Source organism: Dyella marensis (assembly GCF_900112865.1).
Lineage (GTDB): Bacteria > Pseudomonadota > Gammaproteobacteria > Xanthomonadales > Rhodanobacteraceae > Dyella_D > Dyella_D marensis_A.
In genome coordinates, this window is sequence record NZ_FONH01000022.1 from 42,134 (window position 1) to 62,317 (window position 20,184).

At 60.2% G+C, this 20,184-nt stretch carries 18 protein-coding genes; 6 read left to right on the forward strand and 12 right to left on the reverse strand.

The genetic code is table 11. The features are described 5' to 3' along the window. The first annotated feature begins 169 nt into the window (after window positions 1-169). On the forward strand, window positions 170-1,786 hold the full coding sequence (locus tag BM172_RS19435) for an FAD-dependent oxidoreductase (RefSeq protein ID WP_026634864.1): 1,617 nt from the start codon (window positions 170-172) through the stop codon (window positions 1,784-1,786). 87 nt (window positions 1,787-1,873) lie between these two features. Here the strand turns inward: BM172_RS19435 and BM172_RS19440 are convergent, their stop codons facing one another. The 3 genes from BM172_RS19440 to BM172_RS19450 form a co-directional block, all read right to left on the reverse strand. Further along, window positions 1,874-2,641: an Ig-like domain-containing protein gene (locus BM172_RS19440; RefSeq protein WP_051548546.1), complete on the reverse strand. Its 768-nt coding sequence runs from the start codon at window positions 2,639-2,641 to the stop codon at window positions 1,874-1,876. A gap of 4 nt (window positions 2,642-2,645) precedes the next feature. Continuing rightward, window positions 2,646-3,875 carry a hypothetical protein gene (locus BM172_RS19445; RefSeq protein WP_035323087.1) on the reverse strand — a complete coding sequence of 410 codons (1,230 nt, stop codon included), beginning with the start codon at window positions 3,873-3,875 and terminating at the stop codon, window positions 2,646-2,648. 322 nt (window positions 3,876-4,197) lie between these two features. Further along, the gene (locus BM172_RS19450) at window positions 4,198-5,538 is read right to left on the reverse strand and encodes a DUF6438 domain-containing protein (protein ID WP_026634867.1); all 1,341 of its coding nucleotides are present in this window, start codon (window positions 5,536-5,538) and stop codon (window positions 4,198-4,200) included. 174 nt (window positions 5,539-5,712) lie between these two features. On the opposite strand from BM172_RS19450, the gene BM172_RS19455 reads away from it, so the two are divergent. Next, a complete protein-coding gene (locus BM172_RS19455) occupies window positions 5,713-5,988 on the forward strand; it encodes a hypothetical protein (RefSeq protein ID WP_155964701.1) in 276 nt (91 codons plus the stop codon). Between the two features lie 15 nt (window positions 5,989-6,003). On the opposite strand, the gene BM172_RS19460 is transcribed toward BM172_RS19455, so the two are convergent. Both BM172_RS19460 and BM172_RS19465 read right to left on the reverse strand, forming a co-directional pair. After that, window positions 6,004-6,261: a hypothetical protein gene (locus tag BM172_RS19460; RefSeq protein WP_026634869.1), complete on the reverse strand. Its 258-nt coding sequence runs from the start codon at window positions 6,259-6,261 to the stop codon at window positions 6,004-6,006. A 101-nt stretch (window positions 6,262-6,362) separates the two neighbouring features. After that, a complete protein-coding gene (locus BM172_RS19465; RefSeq protein WP_026634870.1) occupies window positions 6,363-7,133 on the reverse strand; it encodes a TIGR00266 family protein in 771 nt (256 codons plus the stop codon). Window positions 7,134-7,462: 329 nt separating this feature from the next. Here BM172_RS19465 and BM172_RS22995 point away from each other — a divergent pair, with 329 nt between their 5' ends. The 3 genes from BM172_RS22995 to BM172_RS19480 all read left to right on the forward strand — a co-directional run bounded on the left by BM172_RS22995 (window position 7,463) and on the right by BM172_RS19480 (window position 10,066). Next, window positions 7,463-8,026 carry a RebB family R body protein gene (locus BM172_RS22995; protein WP_081805135.1) on the forward strand — a complete coding sequence of 188 codons (564 nt, stop codon included), beginning with the start codon at window positions 7,463-7,465 and terminating at the stop codon, window positions 8,024-8,026. Between the two features lie 567 nt (window positions 8,027-8,593). Then, a complete protein-coding gene (locus tag BM172_RS19475; protein WP_026634871.1) occupies window positions 8,594-8,902 on the forward strand; it encodes a hypothetical protein in 309 nt (102 codons plus the stop codon). A gap of 282 nt (window positions 8,903-9,184) precedes the next feature. Beyond that, window positions 9,185-10,066 carry a DNA adenine methylase gene (locus tag BM172_RS19480; protein WP_081805136.1) on the forward strand — a complete coding sequence of 294 codons (882 nt, stop codon included), beginning with the start codon at window positions 9,185-9,187 and terminating at the stop codon, window positions 10,064-10,066. Here the strand turns inward: BM172_RS19480 and BM172_RS22315 are convergent. The 7 genes from BM172_RS22315 to BM172_RS19500 form a co-directional block, all read right to left on the reverse strand. Further along, complete coding sequence (locus tag BM172_RS22315) at window positions 10,058-11,935, reverse strand: nucleoside triphosphate pyrophosphohydrolase (RefSeq protein ID WP_143096559.1); 1,878 nt, start codon at window positions 11,933-11,935, stop codon at window positions 10,058-10,060. The two genes, BM172_RS19480 and BM172_RS22315, sit on opposite strands and share 9 nt — an antisense overlap. 684 nt (window positions 11,936-12,619) lie before the next feature. Beyond that, entirely contained in the window at window positions 12,620-13,330 is a 711-nt protein-coding gene (locus tag BM172_RS22320) for a hypothetical protein (RefSeq protein WP_143096560.1), read from the reverse strand. Further along, on the reverse strand, window positions 13,327-13,995 hold the full coding sequence (locus BM172_RS22325; RefSeq protein ID WP_143096561.1) for a hypothetical protein: 669 nt from the start codon (window positions 13,993-13,995) through the stop codon (window positions 13,327-13,329). Before BM172_RS22325 ends, BM172_RS22320 begins: the two co-directional genes overlap by 4 nt. 367 nt (window positions 13,996-14,362) lie before the next feature. Further along, the gene (locus BM172_RS22825; protein WP_026634872.1) at window positions 14,363-14,692 is read right to left on the reverse strand and encodes an aminotransferase-like domain-containing protein; all 330 of its coding nucleotides are present in this window, start codon (window positions 14,690-14,692) and stop codon (window positions 14,363-14,365) included. Window positions 14,693-14,733: 41 nt separating this feature from the next. Beyond that, a complete protein-coding gene (locus BM172_RS22830; protein WP_026634873.1) occupies window positions 14,734-15,270 on the reverse strand; it encodes a GntR family transcriptional regulator in 537 nt (178 codons plus the stop codon). Window positions 15,271-15,519: 249 nt separating this feature from the next. Beyond that, window positions 15,520-16,536, reverse strand: a complete 1,017-nt coding sequence (locus BM172_RS19495) for a lipase family protein (RefSeq protein ID WP_026634874.1) — start codon at window positions 16,534-16,536, stop codon at window positions 15,520-15,522. A gap of 868 nt (window positions 16,537-17,404) precedes the next feature. Continuing rightward, entirely contained in the window at window positions 17,405-18,463 is a 1,059-nt protein-coding gene (locus tag BM172_RS19500; RefSeq protein WP_051548550.1) for a glycoside hydrolase family 18 protein, read from the reverse strand. Between the two features lie 305 nt (window positions 18,464-18,768). Between BM172_RS19500 and BM172_RS19505 the strand changes: the two genes are divergently transcribed. After that, the coding region (locus BM172_RS19505) for a DUF6531 domain-containing protein (RefSeq protein ID WP_245778728.1) at window positions 18,769-20,184 on the forward strand (1,416 nt) is incomplete at its 3' end.

Consider the following 20,184-nt stretch of genomic DNA (forward strand, 5'->3'; position numbering starts at 1 on the left):
GATCGGACGCCCGTAGGTTGGGGTGAGCCGCAGGCGAACCCCAACGTTGCGGGGCGCTTGGACGTGGCGATGTTGGGGTTCGCCTTCGGCTCACCCCAACCTACGAGGGAGTGGACAAACTCCGCCTTCCCGTATGGGATAAGCGGTCAACGCAACTTTGGAGAGCGACGTGGAAACGATCGGGCGCGACTTGAGGGAAATGCAGCGGGTGCCGCTGTACAGCAACCACGTCGCGGCCATGCGGGCGGAAGGCACCGTGGCGCACTATGCGGCGGGCAGCCTCATCGTCAACCTGGGCGATCCGATCGATCGCTTCGTCTACGTCGAGGACGGCGAGATCGAGGTGGTCAACCCGTTCACCGGCGAACGCCACTTCCCCTCGACCCTGGGCCCGACGCAGTTCATGGGCGAGATCTCGTTCCTCAACGGTGGCGTATGGGCGCTGCCCATGCGCGCCGTGACGGATACCCGCGTGCTGGAAGTACCGCGCGCCGCCATGCTGCGCCTGATGTCCGAGATCCCGGAGATGTCGGACATCATCATCACGGTGTTCTCGGCGCGCCGGCGCCGCCAGCTCGATGAGCGCGACGGCACGCTGGTGCTGATCGGCGAGGATATCGACCGCAATGTCCAGCGCGTCGGCGAGTTCGCCAGCCGCAACCGCCTCCCTTATGCATCCCACGCGCTGGGCAGCGCGCTGGCCCGGCAGATCGCCACCAGCTGTGCGATTTCCGCGGATCACCCGGCGGTGATTTTCGGCCGCGACCACGTGGTCAGCGAACCGACGCCCGACAAGATCGCCAAGCTCCTGGGCCTCAGTTACGAGCTGCCCGACGAGGAGGCCGTGGACGTGCTGATCGTCGGCGGAGGGCCCGCGGGCGTAGCAGCCGGCGTCTATGCGGGCGCCGAAGGCTTGAGCGCGATGGTGGTGGAAGACATCGCCATCGGCGGACAGGCCGGCACTTCCAGCCGGATCGAGAACTACATGGGCTTCCCCACCGGCATCTCCGGCGCCGACCTGGTCTGGCGCGGCGAGGTGCAGGCGATGAAGTTCGGCACGCGCTTCATCATGCCGCGGCGCGTGGTGAGCGTGGAACGCCGACCCGACGGCAAGTTCTGCTCCACCTTCGACAATGGCCAGCGCATCCTGGCCGGCGCGATCGTGGTGGCGACCGGCGTGCAGTACAAGCGGTTGCCGATCGACCGGTTGGCGGAGTTCGAAGGCGCCGGCGTCTACTACGCCGCCACGGAGAACGAAGCGCGCTATTGCAAAGATGGCGAGGCACTGGTGATCGGCGGCGGCAACTCCGCGGGCCAGGCCGCCATGTTCCTGAGCCGCTCTGCCAACCGTGTCCGTCTGCTCGTGCGCGGCACCTCGCTGGCGTCGTCCATGTCGAGCTACCTGTCCAGTCGCCTGGAAGCGGATCCGAAGATCACCATCGAATATGGCTCCGCAGTGCGCCTGCTGCACGGCGGCGAGCGGATCGAGGCCGTCACCGTCCACAACAGCCAGTGCGGAGCGGACTACACCCTGCCGACCTGCGCCCTCTTCATCATGGTCGGCGCGGAACCCAATACCGCCTGGCTGTCGGGACTGGTCAAGCTGGATCAGAAAGGCTTTGTCGAAACCGGAGAAGCGGCGGGCGCGGATTCGCCGTACGCGACATCGCAGCCGGGAATCTTTGCGGTGGGCGATGTGCGGGCGGGGTCGGTCAAGCGGGTGGCCTCCGCCGTGGGCGAAGGCTCCGTGGTCATTTCAAAGGTGTGGTCTTATTTGAACGACTGAGGCACCCATGCAGGGCCGCAGTCAGGCGCGTACTCGATGTCTGCGGCCGAATGGCGAGAGCGCCCATCCGCCGCCTCTGCTGATCCGCTAGAACGCCCCATCCGCCCCAACCTTAAACACCATCGAGACATCGGCCGCCGGCGGCTGTGGAGAGTCCATGGGCGTTTCAAAGTGCCCGCCTAGCCGATTGCCGGAGGGATCCTCCAGCGTGCCTCGCACGATCAGCCGGTAGTCGCCGGCCTTCCACGCCGCGTCCGGCGTGAACGTCCACGTCGTTTCGCCATTCCGCAACTGGCGCCGGCCGTCGACGAGATGATCGCCGGCATCGACGACAGCCAGATAATCGACATCCAAGCCATCGATGGCACCATCGAGCGTCACGACAAGAGGCTCGCGCGAGTCCGCCCGCACATGCGAGAGCTTCCAGGCAGAAGCGACTGGGCCATTACTGTCCACAGGGCCTACATGCCAGCGCTTGATAGGACGCCCATCGAAGCTGAGCACCACATCGTCTCCTTCATTGACGATGGAACCAAGCTGCGCGCGCGCCACCAGGCCGGTCTTTACGCGGCCGGGATGCAACAGCAGCGTGAGGATCCTGCCATCCGGCGACCACAGCTCCTGCGGCAGAAACGGCTCCAGCAATACACGTCCGTCAGCACGGGACAGCGCGATCCTCGACAACACCTCGCCGTCGATCGGCGCAGCGAAGACGACGGACACGCGCAGCAGGTTGGCGGGTACCTCGGCGCCGGTAGGCTGGACGGCGACCACCTTCGGCGCCGGCTGCGCGGCTCGTGCGATGGGCAGCATGGCGGCGAACGCCATGCTGCCAACTAGCAGTTGCCATCGCATGGCTTCAGTCCGAAGCCTTGATCAGCTCGGGAAAGCCTTCGTCCTTCAGCAGCATGTCCTGCCTGGGCTTGATGTACTTCTCCTGGAACGCGTTGCCCTTGAAGCTGAAGTTCGGAAAGGCGTACTCGGAGATGTGGTCCGACAGGCGGAAGCTCAGGTCCTTGCCCATGGACACCAGCTGCAGCTCGTCGTGCTGCAGGTCGCGCCGGACGACGATGAACGACTTGTCGTCCAGGTTGTCCAGCCGCATCACGCCGGCCAGGGGCGCCTGCGCCACGTTCAGGCCGGCGATCTGCCCGAACGGCACCTGCTTGTCGATGCCCGGACCCGCGCGCGCCGCATCCAGCTCCGACACCGGGATGATGTTCGACACGCGGTTGTAGTTCACCAGCATGAGGAAGTCGCGGGTCTTGCCCTGCTCGGCCTGCGAGTAGGAAACCATGTCGGCCGGCGTGTTGCCGTAGCCAAGCTCGCCGACGGTCTTGCCGCGAATATGCGCACCATCCTTCAGCTCATCCAGAGGGATGATCACCAGCGGCGTGCAAGTATAGGCAGCGACGAGATAGGGCTGGCCGCCGAGCTTCGCGAAACTCATGGCGCGGATCGGCGCGCGCGTTTCGATCAGGTTGTGCCCGCCATGGAAGATCTCGACGGAGGTGATCGATTGCTTCGCATCGAACGGATAGCGGATCCGCCGCAGCGTCGAAGCGAAGTCCTGGTTCGAAAGCCCCGCCACGAACAGTTCGCCGTCGTGCCACTTCATATCGGTGACGGTGAAGCTGCGCTCGGGCATCTCTTTCCAGAACTTTTCATTGGTCGTGGGCGCATCGCGCAGCGCAACCGACGTGCCTTGCGCGGCCTTCAGGTCGACCCGGCGCGCCTTCTTGTCGCTGGTCACGACGAACAGCGCCGGCGTCTTGTCCGCACCGTAGCTGACGGCTACATACACTTCCCCGGTGCCGGGGCGCGCGACCATGTCTTCGACGGCGACCCTGGCGCCGCCGACCTGGTCGGACAGCAGCTTCTCCAGGTCGAGGACATTGAACACGCCGCCCGTGGGTTGGCGGCTCGCAGGCGCAAGCTTGATCGCGTGAACCTCCGCGGCTTTCCAGTCGGCAACGAAAAGAATATCGGCCGGCCCCGCGGCCAGCCGCGAGATCGATTTGACGTCCGCGGCGGATACGTTGGCGGAAAGGCCCAGCATGCAGGCGATGGCAATGGCTGACAGGCGCATAAGTACCCCTTGATACGACAGTGAAATGAAGCTCCAGCAGCACTGGAGTCATCGCCCGTATTGGCTTGCACGCTCTGCAAGGCGGGGCCGGGTCATGCCCTGAGCACCGCCGATGCTAGGCGGGGTGCAAGGCCGACGAGTAGCCACGCGCGCCGAATCACGGTGGTGATCGGTGGGCATCAATGACATTTCACGTGGGGGTAATGGGTGTGTGACGAAGGCGGGGCGTTCGCACACAGAATGTCTAGCCGACGCCGTGGGGCGTGGATGCTTGAAGCCTCAGGGAGGCGCGAGCAGCCTACGAGCGGCTGACGCCCGGCTTTCAGCGCCGGTACGCCCCAGGATGCGCCGCCAACCACTTCGTCACGGATGCCATGTTCTGTGCCTTGGCCATCTGGGCAAGCGTCCTTCCGTCATCGCCATACCGCCCCCTTGGGCTCGCGCCGGCTTGCAGCAGCCGCAGGATGACGGCTTCGTCCCAGCTGCCGAACAGCATGCTGTTGCCGTCCTTTGATTTCGCGGTTGCGTCGGCGCCGTGCGCCAGAAGAAGGTTCAGGACGTCCAGTCGATGCACGCCGTAGAGCGGCGTTCGTCCCAGGCTGTCGCGATGATTGGGGTTCGCCCCTCGCGCAAGAAGGCGCTCGGCGGTCGGGAGGCGCGCGGCCTCGTTCTGGGTGCAGCCCCAGTCTTCGAGCATCGCCAGCGCGGTTCTTTCTTGAGGCTCGTCTTTGTCCTGGCTCGGGTGGGACACAGCAAAATCGATATCGACGCCGGCATCGGCGGCCGCATCGACCATGGCGGGAGAGCAGCCCGCCGCCAAGTCGGCAAAGCTTGCGGCGGCCTTGGCCTTGCCAAGCCGGTCGAGCCATCCGCCTTTCACCATCCGCTTGAACACCTCCGCATGCCCTCGCCGGATCGAGTCTTCGATCAAGCTGATGCCAGCGACCTCCGCATTGCCGGGAAGGGGCATGGATGGCAACGCGGTTTGATCCAGCGGAGCGCCACGCTCGATAAGCGCGATGACCGTGGCCTCGTCCGCATGGGTGGCTTCGGCATCGACGGCCAGGACCGCGGCCTGGTTCGAGTGAAAGTCGAAGTGCGTCTTTTCAAGCCATGGGATCAGGTCGGCGGTCCCATTAACCCAACGGTCCGTGCCGGCGAGGCGGTCGATCGCTTCTTCCAATTCTTTCACCGCCTTCGGCATGCCGGCTTCGGTGCCCACATAATCGATCACAGTCTTCTTCCGATCGGCTACCGCAAGGGTCACCACCTTAGTCGGCGAATCGGAGACGCGAGCTCGATACTCGTCCTTGAGTTGCCAGAAATCGGCCGCCTCGAATTGCCTTGCCAAGGCTTGCACCGCTTCTGGTTGGATCCGATCTTCATGCGTTCCAGGCAGCAATACCCCTCTTGCACGTGCAAACCGCCGATGCACGGCATCTACCGCGTCGACGGGTGACGTGCCCGTGGTGAAATGCACCAGCCCATCGCCGTGGATCGTCACCTGGTAGGCGGGGCATGAGCCGTAACAGGCCGATCGTGTCAGGGTGATTTCGATGTGCTCCTGGCCGGCCGCCATGGCTTTCGGGTGGATCGTCACGGCGATCGCAAGCAGGCATCCGGCTTTGAGCAAGCCGGAAAAGCGAGAACTGCTGACAGCCATGGATTCCCCCGAATCGTTGCCTGGTCGGGCATCCATGTCCGGATGCCTTGCGTGGCCAGTCTATCCGGCGGCTGGAGCGGGTCGCCAGTCGCCGGGAAGGCGCTTCAGCTTCGAGGCTGCCTGCTGCGAAGAGGTCTAGACTGCGGCCTCATTCTTCTGGGCGTGGTGGCTTCCATGGCTTACAAGCTTTACCTGGTCGCCCGGAACGAGGGGCTGGAGTATGTCGATGAGAACGGTTTGTACCGATTCGACATCTCCCTGGTCAAAGGAGTGTGGACCATCTATCTGCCGGGCACCGTTGGCCGCTCGCACGAAAGCAGGGCTTTAAGCGACGAGGAGCGAGCCAGAATCTTTCCGCTCATCACCAACTACCTGGCCGAAATACGCTGGCTTGGTCTGTTCACCAGATACTACGAGGTGAGGTTTGTTGACCGAGCGGAAGTGGGCTAAAGGGGACCGGTGTAGCTACCTCGCCACCATCCCCAAATGATGAAACCCCACCCACGCCATACACCCCGCAAAGACCGCCGCAAGGCCAAAACCAACCACCGTCCGATAAAACGCTTTCGGCTCTACCGCACGCCGGTAGTCATGCTCGGGGCCTCGATTCCAGCCAGGCATCCTGATCGTCCCCGTCCGCCACGCGTAGATGACCTTGCCCAGAAAGGCCACGGCGACGACAACCATGCCGTAGTTCCAAACGGTCTGTCCGATATCCGCCATGGATCCCTCGCGATGTCTCGGCGCGCCGCCCGATCATCCGCGGGCAAGACGCCATCAATGGACAAGGGCGGTAGATATCCCGCCCCACGCCGGGCTACCGATCACTTGTCATCGCCACTCAACAGCGAACCCACGATGCCGCCGACCAAGCCACCGCCAAGCGTCGCGCGGCCACTGCCGCCTTCCCCACTCGGCAGATACTCCGCAATCTGATGCGCCAACCGCGAGATCGGCAGCGTCTGCAGCCAAACCGTGCCGGGGCCGCTCAGCACCGCGAGAAACAGGCCGTCACCACCGAACAGCGCATTCTTGATGCCAGGCACCGTCGTGATCTGAAAGCTCACCGACGACTGGAACGCGCCGACATGCCCCGGGTGCACGCGCAAGGTCTCGCCGGGCGCCAGGTCCTTCCGGATCAATTCGCCGGACAGTTCCAGCCACGCCGTGCCGGTACCGCCGACCTTCTGCAACACAAAACCGCTGCCACCGAAAATGCCCGCGCCCAGCGACTGCTGAAAACCCACCCCGATGGTGACCTGCGGCGTGGCGCAGACAAAGCCATGCCGATGCACCATGTACTCGTTACCCGGGCTCACCGACACCGGCACGATATGGCCCGGCACCTTAGTGGCGAACGCCACTTCGCCGGTGGTGCGCAGCGCCTTGTATTCGGTCATGAACAGGCTGCCGCCGCCGACCATGCGCTTGAGCGCACCGAACAGCCCGCCGCCGCCGCCCATCTGAGTGTGGGTGGTCATCTGGATCGATGAGGTCATCCAGGAAAGCTCGCCGCTCTCCGCGAAGATGCTGTCGTTCGGGTCGAGCTGGACTTCCAGCACGGGCATGACCGTGCCCAGGATGCGGGTCTGCATATGGTGTTTCCCCCTGAGGATGGATGGCTGATGGGTGGCGTGGCGAAGGTCGTGGCGCGCATGGTCTACGCTTTTTGCGTCGGGGGGAAAGTGTCTTCGGGGCGCAAGAAAATGCGGCTAGCGTGGGGTGCGATGACGCCGGACCGGCGCCCCGGCCGCCCCTTCCGCCCCGCCGCGAACGAGACGGAGGGAGCTATACGGCGCGGCTCCGTTTCGATCATCCTAGGAAGGCTGGACCGCATCCGAACCTGCACGACCACAGGCCACCGAACCTGTTGCGCGGACCCGATCAAGCGCTATCAGGCGACCACACTCAGAAGGGAGTTCTCATGTCGACGCCGACCACGGTCAATCCTCAGATTACCGACGCTGTAACGCAGACCAATATCCGTGCCGCCGGCGATGCGGCGGCCACGTCCCTCGCCTACCTCTACCAGGTCGCGGCCATTGCCTTGGGCAATGCCGCGCACAATGCCGTCAACAGCCAGCAGCAGAGCGACATGCTGGCCCAGGCGGCGACGACGCAAGCCGTGATCCAGCTGCTTTCGATCGACACGGCCGATAGCGGCCCGAAAATCGACGGCGCCAAGCCTGCCGACGCCTCGCCGGCAGCAGTGGCCGCCGCCTTGCCGGATGCCGTGCCGCAGCTCGAACAGGTGGCCAGGCTGGCGCACATCCACGGGCTCGACAACGCCACGCCGTGGTGCGACGCGGCGCGCGAGTTGATGGGCGTGGTCGCGGATGCCTTGCGCGGTTTCCAGAAAGTGACGGAAGCAACCGATATGTCCATGATCAAGCAGGCGGCAGCGGCGGCCGTGCTGGTGCACATGATCAAGGCGCCGGATCAGCTGGATCAGTTCCAGAAGATTCTCAAGCTGATCGAAGGGCTTTAAGGCAGCGAATGCCATCGGACTGGTCTGTAAAGTGCAACACGCACGTGCAATGCGGGCGTGAGCCTACAGACAGTCAAAAATCGATTTGATAGGTTGGTTGTGTTGCCCGCGGTGTGATTTCGATGCGCGTCGCGGGCAACCATGGCAGTTCAATGCTGTGAGAGCGCGGGCCAAGGGTGTTACTAGCACCCCTGACCCGCTAACCATCACCAACTTACGTGGAGTTGATCATGGCTACCCCAGATCATACGGCAGTCGTACGCTCGCTGATCCCCTCAGCGACACACCCACCGACCATCCGGGCCGTCCGACGACAATGCGGACGCGGTTGAAGAACTGCGGGTAAGAGTTTTCGCTGGAAATTTTCCGAGCCGTCCTACACGGCACGGTGCCTTGTGCGACAGCGAAACCCTCCGATCCCCGCACCCCCTTTCCTCAATCAAGCCGCCCGGCGCCTAACCCTTAGGCCGCCGGTGAACCCTCGAGTCCGTGTGATCGCGGCACGTCGTGATGCTGGCGGCGTGCCGTTCTCGGAGTGAGGGTGCGGTGCTTAGCAAGGAGTTGCTTATGAACAACCATGTTTTTGGCGAGCCGTGGATCATCCGTCACACCAACTACTTCTCCGATCCCAGTGCGGGGCCGGATGAGTTGTTGAATGATGCTACTGAGTGGCTGCAGTACGCGTACAACGCGGTCAAGGTGTTGGTGGAGTTGGTGCATGAACGTGGCAGTGTCGATGTGCATCGGCTGCCGATCATGCTGGAGGGGATTGCTGCGTTTGTGGAGATGGGGACGCGGTGTGCGACGCAGGCGCATATGAGGATGCAGTGGGAGCGGGTGCAAGGTCAGACTGTGCGGTCGGTAGCGGCACCGTAGCGAACTGCATTTTGACAAGCTTAACGGGGTGGAAGTGGCTCCTACCATCAAGCTGCTTCTGCCTCTCCCGTGGCGTTTAATTATTTGATTTTATTAAAATTTGCCGATGCCAGGGCTTTCTGGCAAAAAAGCTGATTTCGGGCCGCCGCTAAGGCTAGCTAGCGGCTATGGCTGGAGGTAGATTCCCCAAAACGTATACGATTTGAGGCGTCCTTGTCTAAGGGGGGGGCGTAGTCGGTTCGTGTTTCCCGCATAATTAGAAAGGACTATGCGACGGTACCCATGTCTTTCTATACGCCGCTCCGTTACCCCGGGGGAAAAGGACAACTTGCCTCGTGGCTTGCCACGGTCATCGAGCACAACGATTTGACGGGGGGGGTCTACGTCGAACCGTACGCCGGCGGCTGCGGAGCTGCGCTGCAGTTATTGCTCACCGAGAAAGTTGGCCGAATCATCATCAATGATGCTGACCCCGCCATATGCGCGTTCTGGTGGGCTGTGCTCAACCAGAGCGCCAAGCTTCAAGAAAGGATTCTTCGCACTAAGGTAACTCTCGCCGTTCGGGAAGAGCAGCGTGCAGTCCTTGCAGCTCCCTCTCAGTATTCGACGCTGGACCTAGCATTTGCGGTATTTTTTGTGAACCGCACGAGCAGATCGGGCATTCTTTCGGGGGGGGTGATCGGAGGCAAGGGGCAGTCCGGCAAATACAAAATCGATGCGCGCTTCAACCGTGAAGATTTGGCCCATCGCATCGCACTGATTCATGCGCGACGCGATGACATCGAACTTCATGGTGTTGATGCGCTTCGCTTGATCAAAAGCATCCGCTCAAAGCTTCGAAAGCGGAGCCTTGTATATTTGGATCCTCCTTACTACGTAAAGGGGGCCCAACTCTATCGAAACTATTATAGCCCGACAGATCATGAGGCGATTGCGAATGTCATTAAGAAAATCAAAACACCGTGGTTGCTAACCTACGATGATTGTCAGCCGATCCAAAAGATCTATAAAGATTGCGACGGCTTAACCTACTCTCCCTATTATTCAACTCACGCGTCTCGAGAGTATGCAAGTGAGGCGATGTTCTACGGGAATATAACCTTGCCGTCGCGGCCTTACCTCAAACGCGGAAGTCCAGCGATGGCCGAAAAAAAATCACTTTGATTCAGGCTCGTCGAAAGGCAAGCCTAGCTGCACTGCAGCGTTAGTTAGCTTTACTTTGAGCTTCAACTGCGCGCCGTATCTCTCTACTTGAGCAGAAAAAACAAGATCATGGGGCGTGCCGTCCTGGTTTTCCAAACTAAACCGATGAGTACCTGAGGCATATGAATTCGCCTGAGCCGGCAGAGTCAACGTTAATTGTCTCTCGGGAATGCCGCTGACATCTACTCGTCGATCGACATGGAAATCTTGCTCCGCCGCGGGTAAGTCTTCGGGTCGGGAAATTGAGCGAAGATCCGGCGATGCACCATCTAACGGTGGGCTATCAACCACTGGGGTAGCCAATGACGTTCGCACGAGCATGATGCCCTGATCAAACCCACCCCGTCGGTGCCTCTTCTTCGTCTGGACATTCAAAAGTTCGGTGCGATCGATACCTAGGGCCTTCAGCAGCCCATCAATCACTTCTTCTACGTCCGCAATTTCTTCAACAATCGGCCCAGCTGACTTGGCATCGACAACTTCGTAAACCTCCTCAACGATCTTCCGCTTTAGCGACTCGATAAGAGCGTCGCCAGTCACCCGGACAATTTCCACCTGCTCGCCGCGCTCTTGAATGCCTCTGGGGATCAGGTCGCGAACTAATTTGTTGAACTCAATGTTTTCTTCTTGTACGCCGAATAAATCAACGCACTCAACAGCACAGCCTGCCTTACTCAACATGTAGAAGGCATGCGAAAGCAGACCTCCGCCCAGCTCAACAACGTATCCATGCTGTTGCGCGTGATCGGCCAGCTCTTTAACAAACTGCCTATCCCTGACAATCTCAGAGTCCGCAGGATTAATGAAGACTCGCTCGATCCGAATATCGTGAGCGACATCCTCCTTCAGCTTGTTCCATGACTCCCTGTTCGAAATTTCCTTGAACTCGGCGCTCCGAACTTTCTTCCGCTGTGCAGCTTTTTTATAACCACCTGCGACAGGTTCCCAACCTTCGTGATACCACGGCATTACCTCGTGCCTCGATTGCATCTGAGGTATGTCGACAAACCACATCACTACAACTGGCTTTCCCTCACGAACGGCTATTCTTCGGGTTGTCCAGGCGATTTCCTGAAGCCAGGTTTTTTTTCGCACACTTCGAGCCCAGTCCGAAGTTTCGTCCGTCTGCTGAACAATCCAGTCTCCGGAATCATTTGGTGCAATAAACCGACCCTTGAACCGCTCGCGAACCGACATTTCCCGGCACCCCTCCATTCCGCCTTGCTCTAGCTTGGCGACGCCGGTGTCGATGTCATATACGTCATGCGCAAAATAGTAGGTGCCTTCGGGAATCCCCCACAGCGACTCGATGCGCACTCGGCGCTCATCTGGTTGCGCCTGTGCCCACGCAGATGCAGTTGCTGGCAGAAAATGATGCCCCACCAGTGTGATGTCGCGGGCGCCTTCGAGCTCTAGCATCACGGTACGAAAAGATTTCAATAGCCAAGACACCGCTGCGTCTGAGGAACGAAGTTCATCGCTGCGAGGTAGCATCTGCTTATTATGACCAGCAAGTCCTGTCGCATCGGTTCGTATAACGAACGGAAATGCGCACAGGGTTTTAAGATCACGGCGAAGAGCCTCGGGCACCACCTTGTCCTGCAATATTGCGTCAATAATTTCCGGCCGATTCATGACAAAAAAGGACGGCATGTCATAGCCGAGCTCGACATAAATGCGAGCGTTCTTCAGCTTGCCATACTTCTCAAAATGCTCGGCATTGGCAACAGAAAAACATTGCAGGTTGGCAGGATCAAAGTTCGGTCTTAGTGCTTTGCTCACTAAGCTGCTGGGCTTTACACCCTCTGCGTTTGGGAGCAGGAAATCCAATTGAACAATCCAAACGTGGGTCCCATCCCATATCCATTCAAAATGGACGCGACATGGCGACACCCAAGCAGCCACTGACCTCAGGGCTCTGGGTATGGAAGCCCTATTGTCCGCGACGAGGGCGATTTTTTGAACTGATGAAGCATCTCGCCACCTTCTGACCCCAAGAGGCTCGATCGAGCCACCATCGATTTCGACGTGCCAATCGCGTGGATGTCTCGACAATCGACGTTCATTGGATAGATGCCCCTTCTCCTTCGATGGAAGGAGCGACTGAACAATGAAGTGAATGTCTTGGCGTCCTTCTTCTTTCTTAAAGACATCGCTAGCCTGCATCTGCTTTATAGCTGATGCAGCTCTGTCTAGTTCGCATGTCGAGCTATCGAGGGCGCCTCGCTCGTCAGCGCCTTCTGCAGTCCCATTGGATCTCACATAGACATCAACCACTGACAGCCTCGCCTCAGCGGCAGCCGCACTAATAGTTGGTTGAGAGACTGGAAATGAGCCCGATACTACAAAGAATGGGGGCACCCAGGCAGCAGGCACCCGGAGCAGACCTGCTGCTTTGACACCTAGCAACTCGGGGGTGGCCTCCTCCGGTGGCACCCACCGCCAATGATCACCTTCGACGAGGAGGACAGAGCGAGTAATGGGATGCAAGGTCGAACACTCCATGTTCAACTGCTACGTACGTGGAGAATGATCCGGAACACTACCGGCTTCATCACCCTTCTTCTTTACTAGTAGCTTTTCGTCCTTCTTAGGCTGTTGCGGACGCCCAAACAGGATATCTGCGATCTCCTGCATCTTTCGAGAAGCGCTGTCTGCAAAATAGCCAGCGATAAAGCCTAGCGACACAAAAGAAGCACCACCGCGACTATGGTTCACATCAAACCCAAATAGCCCTGCGTGTGCGAGAGCGCCCGCAGCGAACGCAAGGCCGGCAGACAGCCACGGCGACGATATCCTCCATAAACCACGATCTAAATTCCACCAGCCGCGTGCTACGACCTTGTACAAATATTTCAGGCCAAAAAGGCTGCCACCTAGCATTCCGGAAAAAAATAGGTAGGAATAGCGATTGAATGTTTCCGAGCGACATGAGGCACAGCCACATGAAAATAAGTCATACACGTCGCCCCGCCATGTAAACAGCAGCCCAGCCATAGCAAAGGCCAAGATTGCCAGCACGTATGCAGCTTCCCAACGAATACGCTTCAAAGCTTCCTCGGGATACCGAGATTTCCAATTGAAGCGTTCTCGTTCGTCGTCATTGATTACTTCATCTTCCGGACCCGGTGGTACGGAATGCTGACGTGCGGCAGCAGTATCTTTTTCCGCCGCCTTATCTGCAGCGCCGTTTTGCTCCTGACCAGTTGTCTTTTCGTTATTCAAGCAGCAGACGCTTGTTGAAGCTGGTTCATATCTGCGCGCAACAAGGCAGCAGCTCGTGCGGCAATATCAGCATGTGGGTGGGTTTTATAGTCATATTCGCCGGGACGACCAAGCATGTCGGCAATGACTCGCCGGAAGTATTGTGACCGTCCCTCGCTCAGTAGCGTCACCTGCCCAATGGTGTTCGCCCCATCATAAGAATCTGCAACAAATAGGTACTCGTCCCCTCTTACTAGCTGCGGTATGTCTTTAGCCTTGCAGGGCGCCCAAATGAGTGAAGGATCATAATTTCGGGACGCCTCAACTATCCCCGCACCCAACGGCACAATGTGTAAGTGTGCGTGCGAGGTTCCGCATCCAGTTAGGGAGCCTTTGTACTGGCAACCATGTTCGAATATCACACTACGTCCGTAGCGCTGTTCGATTGCGGCATGAGCGCTACCGACAAACTCCCAGAACGAGGGGGCGGATAGGTTCTCGAGGAGATTGAGCGCGTGGCTCTTTGGAAACACCAAAGACCACCCTGGCACCAGCGCCCCGACAGATGCCATAGCAAAATAACGATCATTCTCCGCCCACGGCTGGTCGTATCCTTGCTTAGGTACAGAACCCAACGCCAGTGCACAGATGCGACATTCACCACCGGTGGTTGAGGGTAAGAACATTTGATGCCTCCTGACTTAGCCAGCGCCGACCCGAGGCGCCGCTACAACGTAAACTATAGGGCAGCATTCGATACCGCCTGTAACGCTATGTATTATATGCCAATTTTACGCTTGGTGCATGAGGGTGGGGAGTTAAACGCTTGGAGGATGTCAGCCTGGGTTGCAAGGCTGTAGATAGGAGGGTCAGGTTGCCCCCGAGGTCGGCGTCGTTCACGTAGGTGGAAATTCGTCTGCGACATGGGCTCGACTCTACGTTTTCTAGTGATTTGAGTTTCTCTGCGACGCTCCAGCTTTGCGCCTCTCACTTCTCGGACTTCATGTTCCCCTCGATCACGAAGGGAAATGTCTCCGTTGAGCCCTTACCGATTCATAGACCATAACGACGGCGAATTCCGCACCCCAACCGATGCTCGCAATCGAAATCATCTTCGATCACGCAAGCATGATGCACATAGGCCCATTGCAGCAACGCCCTGCGCCGCTCCTCTGACATCACCACCCCGGTCGGAAACTGGAACGACGGCGACACGTTGACCAGCCGCGCACCCTCCAGCGCCGCCGCATGGCATTCGATGTCCATGCAGTCCGGCCCCATCTGGCACGGCACGATCAGCGCCCCCGGCGCCTCGTACGTGTGGCGCACGTTCCGGTGGCACGGTTCCTCCAGCCCCACGCCATCGCCTTCGTCGAGCAACACACGGGCGATCAGATCGCGCGCCTGCTGTGCACCGCTGACGATCAGGATGTCATCCGGATCACCTCGATGGCCCGCTCGACGCGCAGATAGCCGGCCAGGGCCTTGCGCGGGGCGATGGCGCCTTGCAGTTCGGGGAAGTCGGGTGCGTCGCGGCTGCGCAGCAGCGTCATCAGGTTCTGCATCCATGCCTTGAGGCTGCGCGGGTCGGGCTTCACGCGCGGTTGCGCGAGATCGATCACGTCGCCATCGAACGCGGGTGTTTCCGCCTCGGGCATGGCGGGTAGCACGGCGCGCCGGGCCAGGCGGGACAGTTGCGTGGCGCCTGGTGCCTCGACCTGTTCCTCCGCGAGCGCCCTGCGCGCGGACATGCCGGCGGGGCGCGCGCATACGTACGTGCCGCTGCCCGAGCGCGACTCCAGATAGCCCTCGCTTTCCAGCTGGTCGTAAGCCATCAGTATGACCGTGCGGGATACCCCCAGGGCGACGGCCATCGAGCAGTTTCCGGGCAGGCGCGCGCCCGCCTGGAAGCGGCCCGATCCGATATCCCACCGGATCGACTCGGCGAACCGGGCATGCATCGGTTCTTCGTGCTGCCACCTCGGGAGAGGGGGTACGGGCGGAGCGTAAGAGTGATGTGCACCGCTTCGCCCGAACCCTCATCCAGCTGCCGCCACCTTCTCCCGGGGGGAGAAGGGTTCCACCTTGAAGATTGAGGGGTATTGCGGCGTTTGTGTGCGCCGCGATGCTAAGCCCCTCTTTCGGGAGAGGGGTTGGGGTGAGGCTACGGGCGGAGCGCAAGGTCGATACGCACCACTCCATCCACACCTTCAACCAAGCACCAGATCCTCACCCCTCACCGTACTGGCCGGCGGCAACCAGACATCCCCCGCCGCCATACCCAGCAACGTCAGATACGCATCGACATGCTGATACCCCACCTGCCGATCGAAGTCGCTATCGTCATTCTTGATCAGCCCCGTGTTCACGGCCCCGGTAAGCTGCTGCTGCCCCTCGCTGGGCTGCTTGAAGTTCAGGAACTTCAGAGCCCCCAGGTTCTTGTTGATGTCGTCCTGGATCTTCTTCGGCGTGTCGATGTCAGGCTTGTAGATAGTCAGGATGTTCTTGATGGTGCTCGCGCTCCACGAGTCCGGCACGATATCCTTGCTGTTGAAGAACCTGGTTGAAAGGCCGGTCATGGTCGTATCGAAGTAATCCGCGAACTGCTCGTTCCCCGCCGTCGGCGCGGCAAAGGTAAAGCAGTTGACGGTTGCCGACGACAGCTCCGCTTTCAGATAAAGCGCCAGCACCGACGCCAGCGCTCCGCCCAGGCTATGCCCCACCACGGTGATCGTGCCCCCGTTCGACGCATGGTTGGTCAGATACCCGAGCAGGCTGCCACCCATGGGGGTGCTGCCCTGCAGGATGTTCTGCGCACCCGCCATGGCGCCCTTCGATATGGACGTACCCCACGGGGCCGAGGAAATAAGCGCACTCAACGCCGTCTGGGCGATGTCGTTGTCCTCTTCGCTGATGTCGAAGTCGGACTTCGGATTCGTGCCGCTGGTCACCACGCGATAGTCGCCCTTGGGCCCTTTGAAAATCGCGGTCACGTTGGCGGAGTACCCCTTGGTATCCCCGCTGGTCGTCCCCGGATCCAAAAAGGTGGAAGGCCCCCACACCAGCGCGAAGTCTTTCGCGTACGTCGATTGCTTGACCCGCTTGACGATGTTCTCCTGCACCGCCGAAGGCGCCGGATACTGCATGGCGTTGCCGTGATCATCGACAGTGGCGTTGTTGAGTACAAAAGCCAGCGTCAGATTGATTTTCGCGTCACTCGAAGACATAGCCGCACTCCTTGCCTGGACACAACACAACGATCCCCGCTCCGATATGGGAGGGGGTGCTCAAAAGTTTGAGTGTCTATCGCTGGACCCGCGAATGGAGGAAGCCGATACGCTCCTTAATTCGACTTTGTCAGCCGTGATGTTTGCCAAGAGGCACCCGTCTTCACAGACGTGATCACTGCGTGCGATGAGCGCCAGGATTCCCGGCTTATGAGACTAGATTCAAGGCCGTACATGGCCTGTGAAAAGCGCGTATTTCTTCGTCGCCGCATTCGATCCAATCTTGCAGCGGTATGAAGTAGACGCCTTTTACTTACGCGACTCCGTTGAAAGCCAACTCCAAGAACTGTCGGGTCTACGGGTCATATAAAGCTCCCCAGAAAGCGCTTCCGCCAGCACAAATCATGAGCGGCTTCGCCTGATCGGTTGGCAGAATCATTGAGTCGTCTACCGAGGCAGCTCGGTTTGCAGCACTGAGCGCAATAAGCAGAGGCAACCGGTACGCCTTTCTTGTTTGCGTGGTTACTCGACCCTTGATTCTGTGCTCGTCGTTAGATTCAGACGGTTTGCGTTGGATTGGAGCCTGTGGACTATCGGTTGCTTCTGTTCCTTCGCGTGCGTCTTGCGCGCGGACATGCGTGCGGCACGCGAATACGTAAGTGCCGCTGTGTGTGCGATTCCAGGGATCCGGCGACGGGCGCGTGGTTGCCGTTGCCGCCGGATGAGCGGCGAGTGACCTGGCTGCTGGTTCCCCGAGCCTCGCGCGTCAGCAGGACAAGGCCAGGACTATCCTGGCCCCTTACGCGATCTCACATGGAAGTTGTCCGCATGTATCTCGCCATTACCACCCCCTCTCCCTGCCTATCTGTCAGCTTGCAGGCCAGCCGGACAGCAGCGTGGTCAAGAGGGCCTGGTTGTCCGTCGCGCCGACGTTGTAGACCATGACCCCCGCATAGCCCTGCTGCGCCATCCATTGCAGGTCGCCGGTCGTAGGGCTGTAAAAGCCAGCCTGAAACCCGCACAGCAAATGGCTGTTGGGCATCAGCTCCTGATAAAGGGACAACTGGTCCTGCGGACCCATCCAATACGACATGGTCCATCCCCAGGTCAGCTCCTGGCCCAGGCTGGTGCCGCCATAGCTGGGTTGGAAATAGTCGGTGTCGTCGAACAAGGCCTTAGAGAACGAGGCCTTGCCGATGCTCTGACGGACATAATGACCCACCATGGCCAGCGATCCTTGCACAGATGTGCCGGCGGAATACTCGTCATCGATGTCGATGCCGTCCACGTGGTAGGTGGACAGCGCGTACTGGCATTGCGCGGCGAACTGCTGAGCGTCGGCCTGCCCCGCCGCCGTCGCCGGAAACTCCGACCAGCCGGCGGCGTCATGGTTGTTGAGGCCGGTCAGCAACACGGCGATGCCCTTGGCATGGGCATAGGCGATGTCGTCGCCGGTCAGTGTCCGCATGATGTCGGGGTTGGCGCGCAGCATGGTGGGGCCGGCGCCGTTGGGATCCACCCAGGCAGTGTCGTTCGGTAGCCCCGTGGACTTCAGATTGAGGTTGGCTGGAAACAGGATCGCGTCCAGGGCCGGGGCGCCGTTGTAGGTGAGGTCGGCCGCCGCCTTCACCCCGCCGATGCTGGCATAGGCCACCGCCACGCACTGCCGTTTATAAGCGTCGCATTGCGGCGCGCTGCCGTACCAGGGGGCCTGCGTGCTGTTGAAGAACACCGCGTCGCCACGCTTGAAACTGCGCCCGTTGGTCAGAACCATGTGGTCCCGGCAATAGAAGAAGTAAGAAATGCCGGGATCCTGAAAAGCGATCAACTGCGCCTGGGCCGGCGTGCAGTTGGGTACGGTCTTTACGTAATTCGACCAGTCGGCGCCTTCGTACTGCGCGGCATTGGCGGTCTTGATCCAGGGCATGACGATGTCTCCTTTCATCGTGAGGGATGCCCAGGTTAACGGGCATGGGTTGCGGTGGCGGGAACGATCTTGCAGCGGTTACGCCAGATGCTGTCCCCTGCGTTTTACCCGGACACGCTTCTCGCTGCTGCAGGGATGGCTGATGCGGAGCTTACAGGTCGATCCGCCCACCTGTTTTTCACGTGCCCTTTGCAAATCTTCGACATTCTTGAGTAGGCTTCTCGCCGGCCTGCCGGATCTGCACAAGGGCATCGCGTGCCCTGGCCACATGCGATTGACCGCTTAACCGTCAAAGGAGTGATGGGGTGATTAGCCTTTCCCGTGCGCGTCTGCGCGCCATCTGGATGCGCTCGAGTCTCGAGCGTCTGTACCCCTACTTTATGCAGCCGAGATTCCTGCTCGGCTGCTTCGCCTTGCTCCTCGCTGCTGCGGGGCATGCGCAGGATTACAGCGGTGGTACTGGTATTGCCCCGAGGCTGGCTCAGTCGCACGCCACCATCAGGGCGACCGCTATTGCGACAGTCAATGTGACCGGACTGTGGCACGGCAACCTGCAGGCCCCCAATGACGCCACTGCGGCGGCGTGGGAGGAAGAATTCGACCTGCGCCAGGACGACAGCGGCAATGTCACGGGCACCCGGAAGACGACGCCACAGACCAATGGCACCAACTGGTACATCTGGTCCGTCACGGGTACGGTCTCCGGCAATACGTTGACCTTGAACGACACGACGCTGGTGGCGAGAGGCGGCGGCACCAACACGCCTTGCCAAGACAAAACCATCGTCAACGTCACGCCGGATGGTGCGAGTTTCAGCGGTACCTGGACCGCCAAGACCGGTTGCAGCCCGGGTACCGTGAGTGCCATACGTTACGGCGGCGACGTGGCCAGGAACCTTGGCAGTGGCGCGTTCTGCGACGGTGGCCTGGGCACCGCCGGCGGTGGTGGCGGTAGCGGCTCGGGTGCGAGCGGCAACGCCAATGGCTCGTCCTGCGCGGAAGCCATGGGCGCTCCGCGGTTGGGCGATCCTATCGATGCCGGAACGGGCAGCTACTACCTTCAGGAAGACGATTACGTTGCCGGTTATTGGCTGTCGTTCCGCCGTTTCTACAACAGCAGCGGTGCCGTGGCACCGGCCAATCTCGGCTTCCGCTGGCGTCACAGCTTTGACCGCTCGCTGCGCCTGATCGGTACTCCCGTGGCAACGATCATCATGCTGCGGCCGGACGGCAAGCAGGAGACATTCACCAAATCAGGCAGCGCCTGGACGACGGATCTCCCGGTCGACCAGTTGACGGAAATTCGCGATGGTCAGGGCGTGGTCACCGGCTACTCGGCCTTTATTGGCGGAAGCCGCGAAACCGAAACCTATGACAGCACGGGCAAGCTGATCCAGGTGCTGGGACAAGATGGCCAAGGCATCACGCTGACCTACAGCACCACGACGTCGACGTCCTACCCGCGCCTGGGATTATTGAAGACCGTCACGGATGCCAAAGGCAGGAAGCTGACGTTCTTCTACGACAGCTCCGCGCGCCTGAACTCCATCACGCTGCCGGACAATAAATCGCTCTACTACTACTACGTCTCCGCCAGCAGCAATATCGCCCAGGTGACGTATCCCGACGCTCGTTATCGTCTCTATGGCTTCAACGAGGCTGCCTACATCGGGCAAACCAGCCTGCCCAACGCGATGACCGGCATCCAGGACGAGAACGGC

Excerpts from the sequence above, each read along its gene's own strand:
- BM172_RS19440 (WP_051548546.1), bottom strand. The coding sequence starts at position 2,641 with ATGCGATGGCAACTGCTAGTTGGCAGCATGGCGTTCGCCGCCATGCTG.
- BM172_RS19445 (WP_035323087.1), bottom strand. The coding sequence starts at position 3,875 with ATGCGCCTGTCAGCCATTGCCATCGCCTGCATGCTGGGCCTTTCCGCC.
- BM172_RS19450 (WP_026634867.1), bottom strand. The coding sequence starts at position 5,538 with ATGGCTGTCAGCAGTTCTCGCTTTTCCGGCTTGCTCAAAGCCGGATGC.
- BM172_RS19455 (WP_155964701.1), top strand. The coding sequence starts at position 5,713 with ATGGCTTACAAGCTTTACCTGGTCGCCCGGAACGAGGGGCTGGAGTAT.
- BM172_RS19460 (WP_026634869.1), bottom strand. The coding sequence starts at position 6,261 with ATGGCGGATATCGGACAGACCGTTTGGAACTACGGCATGGTTGTCGTC.
- BM172_RS19465 (WP_026634870.1), bottom strand. The coding sequence starts at position 7,133 with ATGCAGACCCGCATCCTGGGCACGGTCATGCCCGTGCTGGAAGTCCAG.
- BM172_RS22995 (WP_081805135.1), top strand. The coding sequence starts at position 7,463 with ATGTCGACGCCGACCACGGTCAATCCTCAGATTACCGACGCTGTAACG.
- BM172_RS19475 (WP_026634871.1), top strand. The coding sequence starts at position 8,594 with ATGAACAACCATGTTTTTGGCGAGCCGTGGATCATCCGTCACACCAAC.
- BM172_RS19480 (WP_081805136.1), top strand. The coding sequence starts at position 9,185 with ATGTCTTTCTATACGCCGCTCCGTTACCCCGGGGGAAAAGGACAACTT.
- BM172_RS22325 (WP_143096561.1), bottom strand. The coding sequence starts at position 13,995 with ATGTTCTTACCCTCAACCACCGGTGGTGAATGTCGCATCTGTGCACTG.
- BM172_RS22830 (WP_026634873.1), bottom strand. The coding sequence starts at position 15,270 with ATGCATGCCCGGTTCGCCGAGTCGATCCGGTGGGATATCGGATCGGGC.
- BM172_RS19495 (WP_026634874.1), bottom strand. The coding sequence starts at position 16,536 with ATGTCTTCGAGTGACGCGAAAATCAATCTGACGCTGGCTTTTGTACTC.
- BM172_RS19500 (WP_051548550.1), bottom strand. The coding sequence starts at position 18,463 with ATGCCCTGGATCAAGACCGCCAATGCCGCGCAGTACGAAGGCGCCGAC.